Here is a 20016-nt window from a genome sequence, read left to right as displayed (position 1 = left end):
CAGGCTGCGGGTTTCGCGACTGGCGGTGCGGGGTTCGAGCCTTCCGTTGATTCAGATCCGTTCGATGATCAGCGCGATGCCCTGGCCGACGCCGATGCACATGGTGCACAGGGCGTAGCGGCCGCCGCGTTCTTCCAGTTCGTGCAGGGCGGTGGTGACCAGGCGCGCGCCGCTCATGCCCAGCGGATGGCCAAGGGCGATGGCGCCGCCGTTGGGGTTCACCCGCGCGTCGTCGTCCGCCAGACCCAGTTCGCGCAGGACCGCGAGGCCCTGGGCGGCGAAGGCTTCGTTCAGCTCGATCACGTCCATGTCGTTGAGCGACAGGCCGGCCAGCTCCAGCACCTTGCGGGTCGCCGGCACCGGGCCGATGCCCATGATGCGCGGCTCGACGCCGGCGGTGGCCATGGCCACCACGCGGGCGCGGGCCTTCAGGCCGTGGCGCGCGGCGGCGGCCGGGGTCGCCATCAGCAGCGCGCAGGCGCCGTCGTTGACGCCCGAGGCGTTGCCAGCGGTGACGCTGCCGCCTTCGAGGAACGGCGTGCCGAGTTTGGCCAGTTGTTCCAGGGTGGTATCACCGCGCGGATGCTCATCCTGCTCGACCACTTTGGCCGGGCCTTTGCGCTGGGGAATTTCCACTGGGACGATTTCCTTCGCCAGACGGCCGTTGGCCTGGGCGGCGGCGGCCTTGTGCTGGCTGCGCAGGGCGAAGGCATCCTGGTCGGCGCGGCTGATGTTGAACTGCTCGGCGACGTTCTCCGCCGTCTCGGGCATGGAGTCGATGCCGAACTGGTTCTTCATCAGTTTGTTGACGAAGCGCCAGCCGATGGTGGTGTCGAAGATCTCCGCGCTGCGGCCGAAGGCCTGCTCGGACTTGCCCATCACGAAAGGCGCGCGGGACATGGATTCCACACCACCGGCCAGGATCAGCCCGGCTTCGTTACAGCGCAGGGCGCGCGCGGCGCTGCCCACGGCGTCCAGGCCGGAGCCGCACAGGCGGTTGAGGGTGGTGCCGGGCACGCTCACCGGCAGGCCGGCCAGCAGCGAGGCCATGTGGGCGACGTTGCGGTTGTCTTCGCCGGCCTGGTTGGCGCAGCCGAAGATCACGTCGTCGATGGCGCTCCAGTCCAGCTCCGGGTGGCGCTGCATCAGGGCCTTCATCGGGATCGCCGCGAGGTCGTCGGCGCGCACGCCGGACAGGGCGCCGGCGTAGCGGCCGATGGGCGTACGCACCGCGTCGATGATCAGGGCGTCGGTCATATCGGTCATGCGGAGGTCTCCTGCGCCAGCACGGTGCCGCGCACTTTGTAGGATTTGCCGTGGAACAGGGCGATCAGCTGGCCCTGGGAATTCTCGATGCGCACGTCGTAGTTGCCGGTGCGGCCGCTGCGGCTCTGCTCGAAGGCGCTGGCGACCAGCTCGTCGCCTTCGCGGGCCGGTGCCACGTAATCGATGCTGCAGCCGATGGCGACGGTGGCGTCGTTGTAGCTGTTGCAGGCGAAGGCGAACGCTGAGTCGGCGAGGGCGAACAGGTAGCCGCCGTGGCAGGTGCCGTGGCCCTGGATCATGTCCTCGCGCACGCGCATCGACAGCTTGGCGCTGCCCGGGCCGGCGTCCAGCAGCTGGATGCCCATGCGGCGGGTCGCCTGATCGCGCTCGTACATGGCTTCCGCGCAGGCGCGGGCCAGCTGGGTGGCGTCACTCATGGAAAGTCCTTCCTTCGGCGTGCAGGCGGCGCAGCAGCAGGGACGGGCGATAACGGTCCTCGCCGTAGGCGGCCTGCAGGTTGTCGAGCACGCGCAGCACGTTGCCGATGCCGATCTGCCCGGCCCAGGCCAATGGGCCCTTCGGGTAGTTCACCCCGGCACGCATGGCGAGGTCGATGTCGCCGGCGCTGCCGACGCCTTGCAGCACGGCATCAGCGCCTTCGTTGGCGAGCATGGCGACGGTGCGCAGCACGGCGAGGCCGGGGGTGTCGCTCAGGCGGCAGGCGGCGATGCCGGCCCTGGCCAGCAGGGCGACGACCTGATCGAGCGCTGCGGTCGTGGTGTCCGCCGAGGCGGAGATGCCCAGGCGCGACGCCTTGGCGTAATCCAGTGCGAGGTCGATCAGCACCAGATTGCGCAGGCCGTCTTCCTTGGCGCGCTGGCTGGCGAGGCGGCCGTCGGACAGGGCAATCACCGCGTCGCCCACGCGCAGCAGGCCACTGCCGGCGCGCTGGGTGATTTCGATGCCGGCTTCTTTCAGGCGCTGCACCAGCGGCTGGGCGACGCCCAGATCACCTTCCAGTGCGCAGGAGGTGACGCTGGCACTGCTGCTCAGGTTCGCCGGCTGCGGGCGCTCGGCGCCTTCGGTGTAGTCATAGAAGCCCTGGCCGCTCTTGCGGCCGAGGCGGCCGGCGTCCACCAGCTCCTTCTGGATCAGCGAGGGCTGGAAGCGGAAGTCGCCGTAATAGGCGGCGAACACCGAGCAGGTGACGGCGTAGTTGACGTCATGGCCGATGAGGTCGGTCAGCTCGAAGGCGCCCATGCGGAAGCCACCGGCGTCGCGCATCAGCGCATCCAGCGTGGTGCAGTCGGCGGCGCCTTCCTGCAGCAGGCGCAGGCTTTCAGCATAGAAGGGGCGCGCCACGCGGTTGACGATGAAGCCGGGCGTGGACTTGGTGTGAACCGGCTTCTTGCCCCAGGCCAGCGATGTGGCATACAGGCTGTCGGCCAGCGCCGGATCGGTGGCGAGGCCGGAGACAACCTCCACCAGCGCCATCAGCGGCGCCGGGTTGAAGAAGTGCATGCCGACCACTTGCTGAGGACGCTTGAGGCCGGCGGCCAGGCTGGTGATGGACAGCGATGACGTGTTGCTGGCGAGGATGCAGTCCTCGGCGCACAGCCCTTCCAGCTGCTGGAACAGGCTGCGCTTGACCTCCAGGTTCTCGACGATGGCCTCGATCACCAGCTTGGAATCGGCCAGCGCCTCGATGGCTTCCACCGGCTGCAGGCGGGCGACGATGGCGCTGCGGGCATCGGCGTCGAGCTTGCCTTTCTCCACCAGGCGGCCGAGCTGGCGGTCGATGCCGTCGATGGCCTGGGCGGCGGCGCCGGGGCGGTTGTCGTAGAGCTTGACCGGGTGACCGGACTGGGCGGCGACCTGGGCGATGCCCGCGCCCATGGCGCCGGCACCGATCACCGCGACTTTTGCATCTTTCGAAAGTGCGCTCATCGATCAGCGACCCTTGAAGCTGGGGGTGCGTTTTTCCATGAAGGCGGACACGCCCTCGCGGTAGTCCTCGCTGCGGCCGGCCAGGCGCTGCAGGTCGCGCTCCAGCTCCAGCTGCTCGTCGAAGCTGTTGTTCAGGCTGGCGTTGAGGCTGCGCTTGATCAGGGCCAGGCCGTAGGTCGGCTGGGTGGCCAGGTGGCGGGCGAGCTTGAGGGCTTCCTCACGCAGGTTGGCGTCATCCACCACCTGGTAGATCAGGCCCCATTGCTCGGCCTGTTCGGCGGTCAGGCGATTGCCCAGCAGCGCGAGCGCCTTGGCGCGGGCCATGCCGACCAGGCGCGGCAGGGTCCAGGTGCCGCCGGAATCGGGGATCAGGCCGATCTTGCAGAAGGCCTGGATGAAGCTGGCCGAACGTGCCGCCAGTACCAGGTCGCAGGCCAGCGGGATGTTCGCGCCGGCGCCGGCGGCCACGCCGTTGACCGCGCAGATCACCGGCAGCGGCAGGTCGCGCAGGGTGCGGATCAGCGGGTTGTAGAACTGCTCGATGGACTGGCCGAGATCGGGCACTTCCGCGCCGGGGGCGACGTTGCGGTCGGACAGGTCCTGGCCCGCGCAGAAGCCGCGGCCTTCGCCGGTCAGCAGCAGGACACGAGCCTCGGGGCTCTGGCGAACCTGCTTGAGCGCCTCGCGCACTTCGCCATGCATGGCGGCGTTGAAGCTGTTGAGTTGCTCCGGGCGGTTCAGGCTGAGGAGGGCGACGCCGTCCTCGATGGAAAACAGGATGTGCTCGAAGTTCATGGGCGGACTCGCTCCATCAATGGGCAGAAAAGGAGGGCTGACGCTCAGCGGCCTTGATAGGCAGGCTTGCGCTTTTCCTGGAAGGCGCAGATGCCTTCGTCGCGGTCGGCGGTGCCGGCCAGCAGGGTGAAGGCGTGGCGCTCGAAGCGCAGGCCGCTGGCCAGATCGGTGTCTTGTGCCTTGAGCAGCGCTTCCTTGGCCAGACGCACGGCCAGCGGGGCCTTGGCGGCAATGCTGCGGGCGATCTGCAGGGCGCGCTCGACGGTGAATTCGGGTTGGGTGACTTCGCTGACCAGACCGGCGCGCTGGGCGTGGCGGGCGTCGATGGCTTCGCCGGTGAGCACCATCTGCATCGCCAGCGGTTTGCCCACGGCGCGCAGCAGGCGTTGGGTGCCGCCAGCGCCGGGCATGATGCCGAGGTTGATCTCCGGCTGGCCGAAGCGGGCGTCTTCGCCGGCGACGAGGATATCGGCGTGCATCGCCAGCTCGCAGCCGCCGCCCAGGGCGAAACCGTTGACGGCGGCGATCAGCGGTTTGGAGAAGGCGGCGATGCGCTGCCAGTAGCCGACGCGGGGGTCGTTGAGGATGCCGACCAGATCGCGCTCGGCCATTTCCTTGATATCGGCGCCGGCAGCAAAAGCCTTGCGACTGCCGGTCAGCACCACGGCGCGGGTTTCGCTGTCCTGCTCGGCGGCATCGAGTTCGGCGGCCAGTTCGCCAAGCAGTTCGGTGTTCAGTGCATTGAGCGCCTCGGGGCGCTGCAGGGTGATCAGGCGGACGCCCGCTTCAGGCATCTGAACGGCAAGGGTGCGAGGCATGGCATCGTCCTCAGGCTGCACGCACGGCTTCGTGGCCGGCTCATTGTTGGAATCTCGGGTAGGCCCTGCGCGGTAGGCGAGGCTCTCCCGGGTTTTCCGCAGTATATGCCTAAAGCGATACAGAACAACAAGTATGAAATGTATTTATGTGTCCTATAATGAGGCGGCATGAGGATGATCCACAAGGCGCGCTTCAAGACTCAGGTCAGTATTAACAGGGGTTTCAGCTGTTGTCGCCGTTTGTCGGCAGCGCTGTGGGTGATCAGTGAAAGCGATACGGCGTGTGGTGCTTTCCTGTTTTAAAATGATGTGATACAAAATTCGCAAGCAATCTAATCGCTTTGCGAAGTATCTGGTCTCTTGCGCTGCATGCACCGCCACAACTACTAGAAGAGGAACGCCCCATGTCGTCCGCCGCCCAGGCCTCCGCCCTCGAACTGTTCGAGCATCACCGCGCCACCCTCGAACGCGCCGTGGAAGCCATCGCCCGCCGCGACTACTGGTCGCCCCATGGGGAAAGCCTCAAGCAGTATCCGGAGGAGTCGGTGAAGGGCGCCCAGGCAGCGTTCGAGGGTTTGCTCAACCGTCATTTCCAGTTGCAGGGCCCGAACGCCGTGGGCCGCGCCGGCGCCGAGCGCTCGCCCTATGGCTTCGATCTGGGCGTGACCTACGACCAGTACGACACCAATGAATTGTTGAGCCGCCAGCAACAGGCCCTGCCGGCCTGGCGCGATGCCGGGGCGAAGGCGCGCGTCGGCGCCTGCCTGGAGATCGTCCAGCGTCTCGCCGCGTTGAGCCCGACCATGGCCCACGCGGTGATGCACACCAGCGGGCAGGGCTACATGATGGCCTTCCAGGCCGGCGGCGCCCACGCGCAGGACCGTGCCCTGGAAGCGCTGGCCTACGCCTGGCGCGCGATGGCCGACGTGCCGGAAACCGCCTGCTGGACCAAGCCCCAGGGCAAGGCCGAGCCGCTGGTGATGGACAAGCGCTGGCATATCGTCCCGCGCGGCCTGGCGCTGGTGATCGGCTGCGCCACCTTCCCGACCTGGAACACCTATCCGGGCCTGTTCGCCAGCCTGGTCACCGGCAACCCGGTGCTGGTCAAGCCGCACCCGGCGGCAGTCCTGCCGGTGGCGATGAGCGTCAAGATCGCTCAGGACGTGCTCGGCGAACTGGGCTTCGATCCGACGCTGGTCAGCCTAGTGGTGGATGCCGCCGAGGCCCCGGTCAGCCAGGCGCTGGCACTCGATCCCCGCGTGAAGCTGGTCGATTTCACCGGCTCCAGCGCCTTCGGCAACTGGCTGGAAGACAACGCCCGCCAGGCCCAGGTGTTCACCGAGAAGGCCGGCGTCAATACGGTGATCATCGACAGCGTGCGGGACCTCAAGGCGGTGGTGCGCAACCTGGCTTTCAGCCTCAGCCTGTATTCCGGGCAGATGTGCACCACCACCCAGGCCATCTATGTGCCGCGCGGCGGCATTCGCAATGGCGAGGAGCACGTCAGCTTCGACGAGGTCGCCCAGGCGCTGGCCGGTGCCGTGCGTGGCTTCCTCTCAGACAACGAGCGTGCCTGTGGCGTGCTCGGTGCGATCCAGTCCGAAGCGACCGCCGAACGCATCCTTGCCTGCCGCGCGCTGGGTGAAGTCCTGCTCGACAGCGAGAGCCGCGAACACCCGCAGTTCCCCGGCGCCCGCGTGCGTACGCCGCTGCTGCTCAAGGTGGATGCCAGTGAGCGTGCCGCCTTCGGCGAGGAGCGCTTCGGCCCGATCGCCTTCGTCATCGCCACCGATGACAGCGCCCACAGCCTGCAGGTGGCCGGGGAAGTCCTGAAAGAGAAGGGCGCCATGACCCTCGGCGTCTACTCCACCGACGGCGAATTCCTCGACCGCGCGGAAACTTTCGCCCAGGATATGGCCGTGTCGCTGTCGGTGAACCTCGACGGCGGCGTATTCGTCAATCAATCGGCCGCCTTCAGCGATTTCCACGCCACCGGCGGCAACCCGACGGCGAATGCATCGATCACCGACGACGCCTTCGTGACGCGCCGCTTCGTGGTGGTGCAGAGCCGTCGCCATGCTCCGCTGGAGGGCGCCTGAGATGCCGTGCTACAGCCTGGAAGGAATCACCCCCGTGGTGCATCCGACCGCCTATGTTCATCCGACCGCCGTACTGATCGGTGACGTGATCGTCGGTCCGGGCTGCTATATTGGCCCGCTGGCGTCACTGCGCGGCGATTTTGGGCGGATCATCCTCGAAGAAGGGGCGAACCTGCAGGATACCTGCGTGATGCACGGTTTCCCGAACAGCGACACCGTGGTCGAGCGCAATGGCCACATCGGCCACGGCGCGGTGCTGCACGGTTGTGTGATCGGCGCCGATTCGCTGGTAGGGATGAACGCCGTGGTGATGGACAACGCGCGGATTGGCGAGCGTTCCATCGTTTCCGCCGCCGCCTTCGTCAAGGCCGGTTTCGAATGCCCGCCGCAGAGCCTGCTGATGGGCGCGCCGGCGGTGGTGAAGCGCCCGCTCAGCGAAGAGGAAGTGTCCTGGAAGCAACGCGGCACCCGTGAGTACCAGGAACTGGCGCGGCGCTGCCTGGCGAGCCTGGTGGAGTGCGCACCTCTGGCGGAAGTGGAGGCCGATCGCCCGCGCATGGGCGACTCCGGGGTTCGCCCCAAAGGGAACAAACCCCAATGATCACTGGGGTTAACACCAATGGCAAGGCGGCCCGGCGGGCGGGTATAGTCGGGCCTTTGTCCGCTCCCAGCCAGACCATGACTGCCCTTGCACCGCTGAACCAGCTGATCACCCGCTTCCAGGAACAGACACCGATCCGTGCCAGTTCGCTGATCATCACCCTTTATGGCGATGCCATCGAACCCCACGGCGGCACCGTCTGGCTGGGTAGCCTGATCAACCTGCTGGAGCCCATCGGCATCAACGAGCGGCTGATCCGCACCTCGATCTTCCGCCTGACCAAGGAAGACTGGCTGACCGCCGAGAAGGTCGGCCGGCGCAGCTACTACAGCCTCACCGGCACCGGCCGGCGGCGTTTCGAGAAGGCCTTCAAGCGGGTGTACAGCTCCAGCCTGCCGGCCTGGGACGGTGCCTGGACCCTGGTGATGCTCTCCCAGCTGTCGGCGGACAAGCGCAAGCAGGTACGCGAGGAACTGGAGTGGCAGGGCTTCGGCGCCATCGCCCCGACCGTGCTGGCCTGTCCGCGCGGCGACCGCGCCGACCTGGTGACGACCCTGCAGGACCTGGAAGCGCTGGACGACAGCATCATCTTCGACACCCATAGCCAGGACGTGCTGGCCTCCCGCGCCATGCGCCTGCAGGTGCGCGAGAGCTGGAACATCGACGAGCTGGCGAGCCACTACAGCGAGTTCATCCGCCTGTTCCGCCCGCTCTGGCAGATATTGCGCGAGCAGGACAACCTGCAGCCGTCGGACTGCTTCCTGGCGCGCATCCTGCTGATCCACGAATACCGCCGGCTGCTGCTGCGTGACCCGCAGCTGCCGGATGAGTTGCTGCCCGGCGACTGGGAAGGGCGTGCAGCGAGACAGCTGTGTCGCAATATCTACCGGCTGATCTTCGCCAAGGCGGAAGAGTGGCTGAACAGCAATCTGGAAACCGCCGACGGCCCGCTGCCGGACGTGGGCGAGAGCTTCTACCGTCGCTTCGGCGGCTTGAAGTGATGTTGGCCTGAAAAGTGCCTTACCCTGGGTCACCGATCGGCGGCGCAGGGTAAGTGATCGATCCTGACATCGATCAACGTCGATCCGCCCATCGAGGCGGACGCTGATAACAACAAGAACGCGCGAGGCTTTGCTGGTCATGAATACCTCAACCCAAGTGCGCGGCGATGCCTTCGAGGCATGGCTGGCGCGGATCAACCAGGCATGCGGGCGTTTCGCCGCGCATCCCCTGGGGCCGGAATTCAGTAGCGAGCTCAAGGAATTTCAGGGCGGCGCCATCAAGCTGAGCCAGGTCGAACTGGAGCAGATCAGCCTGTACCGGACCAGCAAGGAAATCGCGGCCGGTGGCAGCAACAACTATTACGCCGTGTTCCAGCTGGAGGGTCGCTCGCGCCTGGAGCAGGGCGACAACCGCGTGGAGCTTTCGCGCGGCGACATCACCCTGATCGACGCCAGCCTGCCGAGCAACATGACCTACCTGGAGAAAGCCCGGCAGGTCTCGCTGATCCTGCCGCGCCAGGTCTTCGAGCGCGCGCGGATCAACTCGGTGAACTGCGCGACGCGCATTCCCGGCAGCGCACCGATCGCCGCGCTGGCCAGCGGCATGGTCGGCGAGGTCAGCCGCCACGATGGCATCGGCATGCAGGAAAGCGAGGCCACCCTGGACGCCCTGGTCAGCCTGCTGCGCCCAGCGATCAGTGCCCAGGAAAGCGAGTGCGACAGCCATGAGCGGATGTTCCGCAAATCGGTGTCGTTCATCGACGAGCACATCAGCGCCGAGGAACTCTGCCCGGAACTGATCGCCCGCGAGGTCGGCGTTTCCGTGCGCGGCCTGTACCGGATGTTCTCGAAGAAGGGCATGGTCGTCGCCCAGTACATCAAGAACCGCCGCCTGGACTTCTGCGCCGAGTCGCTGCGCAACGCGCACTTCGAGCAGAAGCTGTCGGCGCTGGGGTATGCGTGGGGCTTCTCGGACTCCAGCTACTTCTCCACTGCATTCAAGTCGCGTTTCGGGGTGTCCCCGGGCGAGTACCGCAAGCGGTACGCGCAGTAGGGCGTACGACCGTTCGCGGTTGTACGCCGATTCACCGGCGTCATTGCCCACGCTGAGGCTTGAGCGTGGCACCCGTAGGGCGCATAACGCGCCAGCGTTATCCGCCGAAGCCTCGGTGTCAGCGCCTGTCGGCGGATGAAGCGTTCCGCTTCATGCGCCCTACGGTCTGGTTTTCCGGGTAGGAGCGCGCCATGCGCGCGAATCGCGGGCGTGGCCCGCTCCTACAAGGGGAATGGCGGCGCCGAGACTGACTCCGGATATCCCGCTTCTTGGCACCCCCGCCAAACCAACTGGCACACAGAAAAAGTCCCGCCTTTTTGGCGCCAGTAACAATCCCCCTCGAAAAGCGCGAATCCCTCGCGCGTGCCGGCGTGTTTCCCGCGCCGGCCTGACCGCTTCGAGGTGGAGCCAGATGTCCTTCCACAAATCCCTCAAGGCCGCCGCCGGCGCACTGTTGCTGGCGCTGGCCGCCGCCCAGTGCGCTGTCGCTGCTGCCGATACCTGCCCGGCCGCCGAAGCCGAGCAGGGCCAGAACGTATTCGCCCGCGACTGCTCCGTCTGCCACTCGGCGCAGAAGGACGGCCCCGGAATGATGGGTCCCAACCTGCATGGCGTGGTCGGGCGCATGTCCGGCTCGCTGGCCGGCTTCAGCTATTCCGAGGCCATGAAGACCAAAGGCGCCGCCTGGAACCGCGACAACCTCGACGCCTTCATCACCCAGCCGCAGTCCGCAGTGCCCGGCACCTACATGCCGTTCGCCGGCCTCGCCGACGCCGCCGAGCGCCGCGCCGTGACCTGCTGGCTCAGCCAGCAGCACTGACCCTTTCTTCCGAACGGGCCGCAGCGGCCCGCTTCCAGCCAGGAGTGAACATGAGCACTACTGAAATCCTGCCCCAGGTAAGCGCATTCCTCAGCCGCCGCCATGGCTGCTTCATCGACGGTGCCTGGGTGGTGCCCGAGGGTGCCCGCACCGACGTGCTGAACCCCGCCACCGGCCATGCCATTTCCAGCGTCGCCGACATCGATACCGACCTGCTCGACCGCGCGGTGAAGTCCGCCCACGCGGCCTACAAGTCGCGCGTCTGGGCCGACCTGCGCCCGGCCGACCGCGAGCGCATCCTGCTGCGCTTCGCCGAACTGGTGGAGAAGAACGGCGAAGAGCTGGCCCAGCTGGAAACCCTCAGCCAGGGCAAGTCGATCAACATCTCGCGCATGCTCGACGTGGGCGCCACCGTCGAGTTCATGCGCTACATGGCCGGTTGGGCGACCAAGATCGAAGGCCAGTCGCTGAATGTTTCCATCCCGCTGCCGCCGGGGGCCAAGTTCACCGCCTACACCCGCCGCGAGCCGCTGGGCGTGGTGGCCGGCATCGTGCCGTGGAACTTCCCGCTGATGATCGCCGTGTGGAAGCTGATCCCGGCGCTGGCCACCGGCAATAGCGTGGTGATCAAGCCTGCTTCGGAAACCCCGCTGACCGCCCTGCGCCTGGCCGAACTGGCCTTCGAAGCCGGCGTGCCGGCCGGGGTGTTCAACCTGGTCACCGGCGACGGCCCGCGCATCGGTGGCGGCCTGGCCAGCCACAAGCTGGTGAACAAGGTGTCCTTCACCGGTTCCACCGCTGTTGGTCGCAGCGTCGGCCTGGCCGCGGTGCAGAACATGACCCGCTTCGCCCTGGAACTGGGCGGCAAGAACCCGATGGTCGTTCTCGCCGACGCCAACATCGACAACGCCGTTCAGGGCGCGCTGCTCGGCGGCCTGCTGAACAACGGCCAGGTCTGCGCCGCTGCCTCGCGCTTCTACGTGCACCGTTCGCGCTACGACGAGTTCGTCGAGAAGCTGGCTGCTGCGGTCGCCGGCATGAGCCTGGGCGAGGGCATGGACCCGACCGCGCAGATCAACCCGCTGGTGTCCGCCAAGCAGCAGCGCAGCGTGCTCAACCACATTGCCCGTGCCGGCGAGCAGGGCGCCCGCATCGTCTGTGGTGGCGAGCAGGTCGGTGGCACTGGCTTCTATGTGCAGCCCACCGTGCTGGCCGATGTGACCATGCAGATGGCCGTGGCCCGCGACGAAGTGTTCGGCCCGGTGCTGGCGGTGCTGCCGTTCGACGAGGACGACGAGGCCATCGAGATGGCCAACGACAGCGAATACGGCCTGGGCGCGAGCCTGTGGACCAATGACCTGAACAAGGCCATGAACCTGGTGCCGCGCATCGAGTCCGGCACCGTGTGGGTCAATGCCCACGTGCTGCTCGACCCGAGCATGCCCTTTGGCGGCGTGAAGCAATCGGGCATGGGCCGCGAGTTCGGCCGCGCGGTGGTCGAGGCCTATACCGAGATCAAGTCGGTGTGCATCGCGCACTGATTGATGGTGAGAGCAACACCCTCGTTTAGCAGCGGGCCTTCGGGCCCGTTTTTTTTGCGGGGATGAAAGCCGTAGGAGCCGCAGTCGCAGGATGGCGTGGAACGAAGCGATGCCCATCATGGCGGATAACGCTGCGCGTTCTTCGCCCTACAGGTGTTCATCCTGCGACGCGGGTGCTGTTGCGGGCCTTCGCGAAGAAGCTCCGCTCCTACGAGAGCAGAAGCAGCGCGGAGCAAGAGGCTGTGCTTTTGCTTTGCACTGGAGACTTCCAGAGAAACCCCAGTGCACACCGGAGCGCCCCTTCAGGAGGCCGAGTGGAGTCGGAGTTTCAGGGGTTGAGCGACATGGATGTCGCGAGAGCGTCGTCGGGCCAGGGATGGCCCGTCGACGCGTGCCCCTGAAACTTCGATGGAGCGAGGGAATTTTTCGCCTAAGCGAAAAACCGGATGCAGGGGCAAGACCTTTTGGTTCCTTTTGGGGCCCCAAAAGGGACTCGCCCGAGGGGGCGAAATAAACTCTCTCAGCCCACGCCGAAGCGGCGCAGGAACTCCGAACCAGACGGCGGATAACGCTTGACGCGTTATGCGCCCTACGAAAGCAAGTACATCGCGGATGGAGAGGGAATTCGCAGCGCTCAGGCCAACGGCAAGGTAAAGCAGAACATCGTCCCGCAAGGCTCGACGTTCTCCGCCCAGATATCCCCCCGATGCCGGCCGATGATGTTGTTGCACAGCGCAAGCCCAATCCCGTTACCGCTGACCTTGGAACTGAAGAAGCCGTCGAACAGCTTCTCCCGCGCGCCAGCGTCGATACCCCGGCCACGGTCCTCCACGCAGAGCCGCGCCTTGCCGTCGCTGACGCGGGTATGCATGCGCAGCACGCGCCGCTCGGCCGGCAGGTCGGCCATTTCCTCGATGGCGTTGAAGGCCAGGTTCAGGATCACCTGGCCGACCAGCACCTTCTCGCAACTCACCCGCAGCGGTTCGGCGCTGGGCTCCACCTCCAGGCGCACCCCGGCGTCCTGTGCCTTGAGGCTGATAAAGTAGCGGGTCTCGTGTAGCAGGTCGTTGAGGTCGACCACCTGTTCCGCCTGCTCCAGCTTCACCACGTATTCGCGCACGCTCTTGATGATCACCGAGGCGTGCTCGATCTGCCGCACCGCGCTGTCCAGGCCCCAGGCCACCGACGGCTCGATCTCGCCTTTCTGGGCGAGGCGGATGCGGGTGCCCTCGATGAAGTTGCGTGTCGCGGCCAGCGGCTGGCTCAGCTCGTGGGCGATGGCGACGGCCATCTCGCCCATGGCGTTGTAGCGTGCCAGGTACTCCAGCTTGCGTTCGCTCTGCCGGCGCGACTCCTCGGCGCGTACCTGTTCGGTGACGTCGCGGAACAGCAGCAGGTGGCCTTCCAGGTCGTCCTCGATCTCGATGTAGCGGCAGGTCGCATGGTGCCAGCGCCATTCGCCGTCGCGCCGCTGCAGGTGGTAGTAGACGCTGTAGGGCGCGCGATCGGATGGGTCCAGCGCCAGGCGCGGGGCGAGGCGCTCGCGGGAGGGCTCGTCGCACCAGGCGAGGAAGTTCTCGCCCAGCAGGGCCTGTTCGTCGCCTTCCAGCAGGCGCGCCGCCGACTCGCTGAGGAAGCGGATGTCGCCGTTCGGGCCGAGCACTACCACGCCCTCGGCCAGGTCCTGCATGAAGGCGCGCAGGCGGCTCTCGGTGCGCTTCAGGTCGCGCTTGACCTGTTCCTCGCGGGAGATGTCGCGGAACTGCACCATCAGCACGTCGCGCTCGGCCAGGTGCACCAGGGTAGCGACCGCCTCGGCGAGGATTTCCTCGCCCTGCTTGGAGCGATAGCACCACTCGATGGCGCGCTGGCCGGTGCGCGCCGCGCCTTCCAGCCAGCGCAGACCGACCGAACGGCGGTACTGCGGCGCGTGCTTGGTCATGTCCGGCGCCTTCAGCGGGATCAGCTCCTCCAGGGTAAAGCCCAGCACCGTCAGGGCGGCGCGGTTGGCCCAGAGGATCTCCTTGGTCTGTGCGTCGTGCAGGAGGATGCACAGCGGCATGGCTTCGATCAGTTGCTGGAAGTCTTTCTCGGCGGGCTGCATGTGGCGTGGCTCTTGCGGTGTACCTGCCCGTTATACCCGAGTGGGCATCCGGCGACGCTTGGAATTTACCAGCGCGGGGCTAGGGGAATCCCTTAGTGGTCGGGCTGCACGCCCCAATAGAGGGGCTTTGGCTGCCCTCCCTACACTGGCCCCACTCGCCGCCCAAGCGGTATGGCCCGAACGAAGAACAACAACGGAGATGACGCCCATGCTGAGCCCAGCCGTCGCCGCACAAGAAGCGCCCCGCGAAGCCGTCGCGGACTTCGAGCAGGTCCTCGACGAGGTGCGTCAGCGCCGCCAGGAATTCGACCTGCGCAGCCACGTTCCGCGCGACATGATCGAGCGCTTCAAGGAGGTCGGCATCTATCGCGCCGCCACCCCGAGATGTTTCGGTGGTTCCGCCATGCCGCCGACCGATTTCCTGCGCCTGATCGAGCGCATCTCGGAAGCGGATGGCTCCGCCGGCTGGGTCGCCAGCTTCGGCAGCGCCAGCACCTACCTCGCAGCACTGCCCAAGGAAAGCCAGGCCGTGCTGTACGCCAAGGGCCCGGACCTGGTGTTCGCCGGCGGCCTGTTCCCGCTGCAACCGGCCGAGCAGGTGGAAGGCGGCTGGAAGGTCACCGGCACCTGGAAATTCGCCAGCGGTTGCAAGGGCGCCGACGTGCTCGGTGTCGGTATCGGCGCCGCCGGCCCTGGCGGGCGCCCGCGTACCGCGCTGCTGCCGGCCAGCCAGGTGGAAATCGTCGAGAACTGGGATGTGGTCGGCCTCAAGGGCACCGGCAGCCATGACCTGCGTCTCGACGGAGCCTTCGTCGAGGACCGCTGGACCTTCATCCGTGGCGGCGAAGCGACCATCGACGAGCCGCTCTACCGCTACCCGACCATTGCCTACGCCGCCCAGGTACTCGCCGTGGTCAACCTCGGCCTGGGTCGCGCCGCGCTCGACGAAGTGACCCGCATGGCCTCCGGCGGTGGCATCACCGGCGCGCCGAAACTGGCCGACCGCGCCTACGTGCGCATCGAAGTGGGCAAGGCGGAAGCCGACCTGCGCGGTGCCCGCAGTTTCTTCTACGACGCCACCGAGGAAGTCTGGGCATCGATCCTCGCCGGCAACCCGGTCACCCCCGAGCAGGTCAGCCTGCTGCGCCTGGCCGCCGTGCACGTGTCCCGCGCCGGTGCCGCCGCCGTGCAGCGCGCCTACGGCCTGGCCGGCACCTCGGCGATCTACCTCGGCAACCCGCTGCAGCGCTACCTGCGCGACTCCATGGTGGTCACCCAGCACGCCTTCCTCAGCGACGGCATGTACGACGGCGCCGGCGCGGTGTTCCTCGGCGTGCCGCCGATCCCCGGTTACCTGTAATCGCCTACTACAAGATCAAGGATTTTCAGCATGACCCAAACCACCCAGGAACCCTTGCGCGTACTGTTCTGCATCGGCATCACGCAGAACTTCTTCGACCTGCCCACCGGCGAAGGCCTCGCCGTGTGGAAGGGCTTCAGCCAGATGATGGGCTCGCTCGGCGCGCTGCCCGGCGTGACCGTCCTAGGCGCGCTGGATGACGATCGCCTGATGGTCGGCGCCTCCACCACCTCGCCGTGGACCGTCTACATCATGGCCGACGTCGACTGTCACCAGACCGTGATCGACGCCTGCAACCTGTTCCGCACCACCCCGGTGAACGAATACAGCCTGTGGAAGTACGCCAAGGTCGAAGCCCGCATCGGCCGTCCGCTGACCATTCCCGAAGCCGCGCGGACCTGAGCCATGAGCGATCTGGCGAACCTGCAACGCCGCCTGGACGTGCTTGAAGCCGAGAGCCAGGTACGCCGCCTGATGGCGCGCTACATGGACCTCTGCGACGTGCCGCGCAGCCCCCGCGCCAGCGAGGCCGAGTTGGCCGCGCTGTTCAGCGAGGATGCCGTCTGGGAAGGTGTAGGCCGCGAGACCGCACAGACCTTCGGCAGTCACCAGGGCCGCGCGGATGTGGCGGCCTTCGTCGCCGCCTACCTGCCGCCGTCGCCGCACTTCGCGCTGAACCTGCACTTCCTCACCAGCGAATCGATTCGCGTGGAAGGCGAGGGCGCGCGGGGGCAGTGGCTGATGCAGCAGATTTCCACTTACCAGGGCGGCCATAGCGAGCTGTTCGGTACACGGTTGGACATCGATTTTCGCTGTATCGACGGCGCCTGGCTGATCAGCCATTTCCGCACTCAGCGCCTGTATCAGCAGCCGCTTGGCGCGCCTTCCGAGGAGCAATCCGCATGAGTGTGTTCGTCAGTGAATTCCAGCTTGGCGGCGACGGTTTGCGCGTCGCGGTCAAGGACACCATTGATATCGCCGGCCTGCCGACCCGCTGCGGCAGCCGCGCGCTGGCGGATGCCGCGCCGGCCGAGCGCAACGCCGAGGTGGTCGACGCCGTGCTGAACGCCGGTTGGCGCATCGTCGGCAAGACCAACCTGCACGAGCTGGCCTTCGGCGTCACCGGCATCAACGACTGGACCGGCACGCCGGGCAACCCGCAGGCGCCGGAACGCGTGCCGGGCGGCTCGTCCAGCGGGTCGGCGGTCGCCGTCGCCGCAGGCCTGGCCGATATCGCCCTGGGCACCGACACCGGTGGCTCGGTGCGCGTACCGGCGGCCTGCTGCGGCGTCGCCGGTCTGAAACCGACCTATGGCCGCGTCAGCCGCACCGGCGTGCATCCCGCCGCCAGCAGCCTCGACTGCGTCGGCCCGTTCGCCGCGAGCATGGAGCAGCTGATCGCGGCGATGCAGGTGATCTGCCCGGATTTCGGCGCCATCGTCGCCCCCGAGGCCGGCGCCCGCGTGGCGCTGCTGGAGGTGGCTGCCGAACCGAACCTGCTGTCGCGCATCGGCGTTGCCGCCGACCGCGCCGGCTGGCGTCGCGACAGCCTGCGCCTGGAGGGCTTCGACGAAGCCTTCGGCGCTGGTCTGAGCGTCATCAATCACGAAAACTGGGCGGCCCTCGGCAGCCTGACCGGCAAGGGCCTGCTGGGGGCCGACATCGAACAGCGCCTGCTGGCCGCCAGCCTCACCGATGCGCTGGCGCTGGCCGAAGCGGAAACCGTGCGCCAGCGCTTCAGCCAGGCGGTGGATTCGGCCCTGGAGGACTACGACGTGCTGCTGCTGCCGACCCTGCCGGGCCTGCCGCCGCTGCTGCGCGAAGCCCGCGCCGGCGGACGGATGATCGCCGGCCTGACCTCCCTGGTACGCCCCTTCAACCTCAGCGGCCATCCGGCGCTGACGGTGCCGGTGGAACTGGAAAGCGGCGGGCTGAAGATCGGCCTGCAGATCGTCGGCCGCAAGGGCGCCGACGAGCGTATCTGCGCCTTTGGCGCGCAACTGGAACAAGCACTGGCCGCCGAGCGGCCGGCCAACAAGAAAACGGCTTGAGGAGAAGCGCATGAACCTTATCGCCAAGACGCGCAGCACCGACGAACTGGTCCAGGGCGACCGCGTCGATGTTTCGCTGTACACCGACCCGGCACTGTTCGAGGTCGAGATGGACAAGATCTTCTACCGCACCTGGGTGTGGGTCGCCCACGAAAGTGAAGTGCGCAACGCTGGCGACTTCAAGACAACCAGCGTCGGTCGCCGCCCGGTGATCGTGGTGCGCGACAAGAAGGGCAACATCAACGTCCTGGAGAACCGCTGCCGCCACCGGGGCGCCACCGTGTGCGAGAAGCACAAGGGCAATGCCACCGGCTTCACCTGCCCGTACCACAGCTGGTCCTACGCGCTGGACGGTAAGCTGCGTGCGCTGCCGTACCCGGACGGCTACGAGGACATCCTCGACAAGTCCGAGCTGCCGCTGACCAGCCTGCGGGTGGAGAGCTACGCCGGCATGGTGTTCGCCACCTACAACGACGAGATCGAGCCGCTGGAAGACTTCCTCGGCGGCGCCAAGCACTGGATGGACCTGTTCATGAAGCAGGGCGCTGGCTACCCGATCAAGACCCAGGGCGAACACAAGTTCACCTTCAAGGGCAACTGGAAGATCCAGCTGGAAAACACCACCGATGGCTACCACTTCCCCATCGTGCACAAGTCGTTCATGTCCTCGGTGGATGAAGAGACCGAAGAGATGCTCTCGTTCATGAGCGACGAGCAGGCGGTGACCCACGCCCTGGGTAATGGCCACAGCGTGATGGTGATGGTGCCCGAGCACGTCGACCTCGACCACGACGACGGCATCGAGCAGCTGCAGGAGCGCTTCGCCCACGTCACCGAGGAACTGTCGAAGACCCTGTCGCCCGAGCAGGTGCGCCGCATCGTGCGTTCGCTGCACGGCGCCGGCTTCAACCTCAACCTGTTCCCCAACGTCGCCATGTCGATGTCGTTCTTCCGCGTGCTGCGGCCGATCTCGGTCACCGAGACGGAAATCCGCCACGTGGCCCTGGGCATGGACGGCGGTCCGGAAATCGCAAACCGCGAGCGGATGCGCATCCACGAGCACTTCCAGGGCCCGTTCGGCTTCGGCAGCCCGGATGACGCCGAAGCCTGGGACCGTGTGCAGCGCGGCGCACAGGCCGGCCCGGATGCACCGATCCTGGTCAACCGCGGCTTGAACCGCGAAGTGATTGCCGAGAACGGCGACAAGGTCTCCCACGCCACCGACGAAGGCGGCATGCGCGAGGCGTACCAGATGTGGAAAAGGATGATGAGCCAATGAGCACTCTCGACACCCTGAACGGTCTGTCCGGCCCGCTGGCCCAGGCCATCGAATTCATCTGGCGCGAGGCCGAGCTGCTGGACCGCAAGGCCTACGCCGAGTGGGCGTCGCTGTGGAGCGAGGAGGGCATCTACGTGGTGCCGATCGACCCGGACACCACCGACTTCGCCGCCAGCCTCAACTACGCCTACGACGACGCCCGCATGCGCGGCCTGCGCATCGAGCGCCTGACATCCGGCCATTCGCCCTCGGCGGTGGATGCGGCGAAGACCGTGCGCGGCGTCTCGCGCTTCCGCCTGGTGGAGGCGGCCGGCGACGTGGTGGAAGTGAACTCCGCGCAGATCCTCTACGCCTACAAGCGCGGCGTGCACACCCCGTTCGTGGCCGACCTGACCCACCGTATCCGCTTCAGCAACGGCGTCGCCCGCCTGGAGCAGAAGGTGGTGCGCCTGATCAACTCCACCGATGCGCTCGGCGCACTCGGCTTCCTGCTGTAAGGAGAGACGCATGTCCCGAGTTGCACTGATTACCGGCGCATCCCGTGGGTTGGGCGAGTGCATCGCCCGCCGCCTGCACGCCGCCGGTTACCGCGTGGCGCTGGCCGATGTGCGGCTCGACGCCGTGCAGCGCAACGCCGACCTGCTCGATCCGTCCGGCGCAACGGCCCTGGCCGTCGAGCTGGACGTGCGTGAGAAGGCCGACTTCCAGCGTGCCCGCGACCTGCTCGCGGAGCGCTGGGGCGGCTGCGACATCCTGGTGAACAACGCCGGGGTGTCGAAGGTCGCGCCGCTGATGGAGATCTCCCCGGAAGAGTTCGACGCCTCGATGGCGGTCAACCTGCGCGGCACCTTCGTCGCCTCCCAGGTGTTCGGCGCGCACTTCGCCGAGCGCGGCTTCGGCCGCATCGTCAACATCGCCTCGCTGGCCGGGCAGAACGGCGGCACCGCCACCGGCGCGCATTACGCAGCGGCCAAGGGCGGCGTGTCGACCCTGACCAAGGTCTTCGCCCGCGAGCTGGCCGGGCGCGGGGTGACGGTCAACAGCATCTCCCCGGGCCCGCTGGACCTGCCGGTGGTGCGCGAGACCGTGGCACCGGAGCGGCTGGAGCAGATCCTGCAGATGATCCCGGTGGGCAGCCTCGGCTCGCCCGAGTACATCGCCGATACGGTGCTGCTGCTGGTTTCCGACAACGCGGCTTCGGTGACCGGGGCCTGCTGGGACATCAATGGCGGGTTGTTCATGCGCTGAGCGCTGTTTTCTGGATCCCCGCGTTCGCGGGG

General features: G+C 67.1%; 19 protein-coding genes. 13 read left to right on the top strand and 6 right to left on the bottom strand.

From position 1 onward, the window contains the following. Window positions 1-51: 51 nt before the first annotated feature. Genes pcaF through paaF form a run of 5 tightly spaced genes read right to left on the bottom strand, consistent with a single transcriptional unit; the run spans window position 52 to window position 4826 of the window. Window positions 52-1257, bottom strand: a complete 1206-nt coding sequence (gene pcaF, locus GA645_RS15245; RefSeq protein WP_218572380.1) for a 3-oxoadipyl-CoA thiolase — start codon at window positions 1255-1257, stop codon at window positions 52-54. Between the two features lie 5 nt (window positions 1258-1262). Further along, window positions 1263-1703: a hydroxyphenylacetyl-CoA thioesterase PaaI gene (gene paaI / locus GA645_RS15240; protein WP_152223855.1), complete on the bottom strand. Its 441-nt coding sequence runs from the start codon at window positions 1701-1703 to the stop codon at window positions 1263-1265. Next, window positions 1696-3213, bottom strand: coding sequence for a 3-hydroxyacyl-CoA dehydrogenase PaaH (gene paaH / locus GA645_RS15235; protein WP_152223854.1), 1518 nt, complete (start codon window positions 3211-3213; stop codon window positions 1696-1698). Before paaH ends, paaI begins: the two co-directional genes overlap by 8 nt. Before the next feature lie 3 nt (window positions 3214-3216). Continuing rightward, a complete protein-coding gene (paaG, locus tag GA645_RS15230; protein WP_152223853.1) occupies window positions 3217-4008 on the bottom strand; it encodes a 2-(1,2-epoxy-1,2-dihydrophenyl)acetyl-CoA isomerase PaaG in 792 nt (263 codons plus the stop codon). 44 nt (window positions 4009-4052) lie between these two features. Continuing rightward, window positions 4053-4826: a 2,3-dehydroadipyl-CoA hydratase PaaF gene (gene paaF / locus GA645_RS15225; protein WP_152223852.1), complete on the bottom strand. Its 774-nt coding sequence runs from the start codon at window positions 4824-4826 to the stop codon at window positions 4053-4055. A gap of 404 nt (window positions 4827-5230) precedes the next feature. Between paaF and paaN the strand changes: the two genes are divergently transcribed. From paaN to GA645_RS15195, 6 genes are all read left to right on the top strand, one after another. Continuing rightward, window positions 5231-6925 carry a phenylacetic acid degradation protein PaaN gene (paaN, locus tag GA645_RS15220; RefSeq protein WP_152223851.1) on the top strand — a complete coding sequence of 565 codons (1695 nt, stop codon included), beginning with the start codon at window positions 5231-5233 and terminating at the stop codon, window positions 6923-6925. 1 nt (window position 6926) lies between these two features. Beyond that, window positions 6927-7526 (top strand): phenylacetic acid degradation protein PaaY, encoded by a 600-nt coding sequence (paaY, locus tag GA645_RS15215; RefSeq protein WP_152228122.1) that lies wholly within the window; start codon window positions 6927-6929, stop codon window positions 7524-7526. 77 nt (window positions 7527-7603) lie between these two features. Beyond that, a complete protein-coding gene (gene paaX, locus GA645_RS15210; protein WP_152223850.1) occupies window positions 7604-8527 on the top strand; it encodes a phenylacetic acid degradation operon negative regulatory protein PaaX in 924 nt (307 codons plus the stop codon). A 139-nt stretch (window positions 8528-8666) separates the two neighbouring features. Beyond that, the gene (gene feaR, locus GA645_RS15205; protein ID WP_152223849.1) at window positions 8667-9581 is read left to right on the top strand and encodes a transcriptional regulator FeaR; all 915 of its coding nucleotides are present in this window, start codon (window positions 8667-8669) and stop codon (window positions 9579-9581) included. Window positions 9582-9993: 412 nt separating this feature from the next. Next, window positions 9994-10401 carry a cytochrome c family protein gene (locus GA645_RS15200; RefSeq protein WP_152223848.1) on the top strand — a complete coding sequence of 136 codons (408 nt, stop codon included), beginning with the start codon at window positions 9994-9996 and terminating at the stop codon, window positions 10399-10401. A 50-nt stretch (window positions 10402-10451) separates the two neighbouring features. Further along, window positions 10452-11942 carry an aldehyde dehydrogenase family protein gene (locus GA645_RS15195; RefSeq protein ID WP_152223847.1) on the top strand — a complete coding sequence of 497 codons (1491 nt, stop codon included), beginning with the start codon at window positions 10452-10454 and terminating at the stop codon, window positions 11940-11942. A gap of 634 nt (window positions 11943-12576) precedes the next feature. On the opposite strand, the gene GA645_RS15190 is transcribed toward GA645_RS15195, so the two are convergent. Continuing rightward, complete coding sequence (locus GA645_RS15190; protein ID WP_152223846.1) at window positions 12577-14046, bottom strand: PAS domain S-box protein; 1470 nt, start codon at window positions 14044-14046, stop codon at window positions 12577-12579. Window positions 14047-14254: 208 nt separating this feature from the next. Between GA645_RS15190 and GA645_RS15185 the strand changes: the two genes are divergently transcribed. From GA645_RS15185 to GA645_RS15155, 7 genes are read left to right on the top strand one after another with little or no spacing between them, the layout of a single operon-like run. Then, window positions 14255-15406, top strand: a complete 1152-nt coding sequence (locus GA645_RS15185) for an acyl-CoA dehydrogenase family protein (protein WP_152223845.1) — start codon at window positions 14255-14257, stop codon at window positions 15404-15406. Window positions 15407-15436: 30 nt separating this feature from the next. Continuing rightward, window positions 15437-15808 carry a hypothetical protein gene (locus tag GA645_RS15180; RefSeq protein WP_152223844.1) on the top strand — a complete coding sequence of 124 codons (372 nt, stop codon included), beginning with the start codon at window positions 15437-15439 and terminating at the stop codon, window positions 15806-15808. 3 nt (window positions 15809-15811) lie between these two features. Then, window positions 15812-16312 carry a nuclear transport factor 2 family protein gene (locus GA645_RS15175; protein ID WP_152223843.1) on the top strand — a complete coding sequence of 167 codons (501 nt, stop codon included), beginning with the start codon at window positions 15812-15814 and terminating at the stop codon, window positions 16310-16312. Then, window positions 16309-17457, top strand: a complete 1149-nt coding sequence (locus tag GA645_RS15170) for an amidase (RefSeq protein ID WP_152223842.1) — start codon at window positions 16309-16311, stop codon at window positions 17455-17457. The genes GA645_RS15175 and GA645_RS15170 overlap by 4 nt, the downstream gene beginning before the upstream one ends. A 10-nt stretch (window positions 17458-17467) precedes the next feature. Further along, window positions 17468-18736 (top strand): Rieske 2Fe-2S domain-containing protein, encoded by a 1269-nt coding sequence (locus GA645_RS15165; RefSeq protein ID WP_152223841.1) that lies wholly within the window; start codon window positions 17468-17470, stop codon window positions 18734-18736. Next, window positions 18733-19233, top strand: coding sequence for an aromatic-ring-hydroxylating dioxygenase subunit beta (locus tag GA645_RS15160; RefSeq protein ID WP_152223840.1), 501 nt, complete (start codon window positions 18733-18735; stop codon window positions 19231-19233). The genes GA645_RS15165 and GA645_RS15160 overlap by 4 nt, the downstream gene beginning before the upstream one ends. A gap of 10 nt (window positions 19234-19243) precedes the next feature. Next, window positions 19244-19984, top strand: a complete 741-nt coding sequence (locus GA645_RS15155; protein WP_152223839.1) for an SDR family NAD(P)-dependent oxidoreductase — start codon at window positions 19244-19246, stop codon at window positions 19982-19984. Window positions 19985-20016 lie beyond the last annotated feature (32 nt).

It is taken from the genome of Pseudomonas sp. SCB32 (genome assembly GCF_009189165.1).
Classification (GTDB): Bacteria; Pseudomonadota; Gammaproteobacteria; order Pseudomonadales; family Pseudomonadaceae; genus Pseudomonas.
This window is presented reverse-complemented; position numbering and strand designations above follow the sequence as displayed.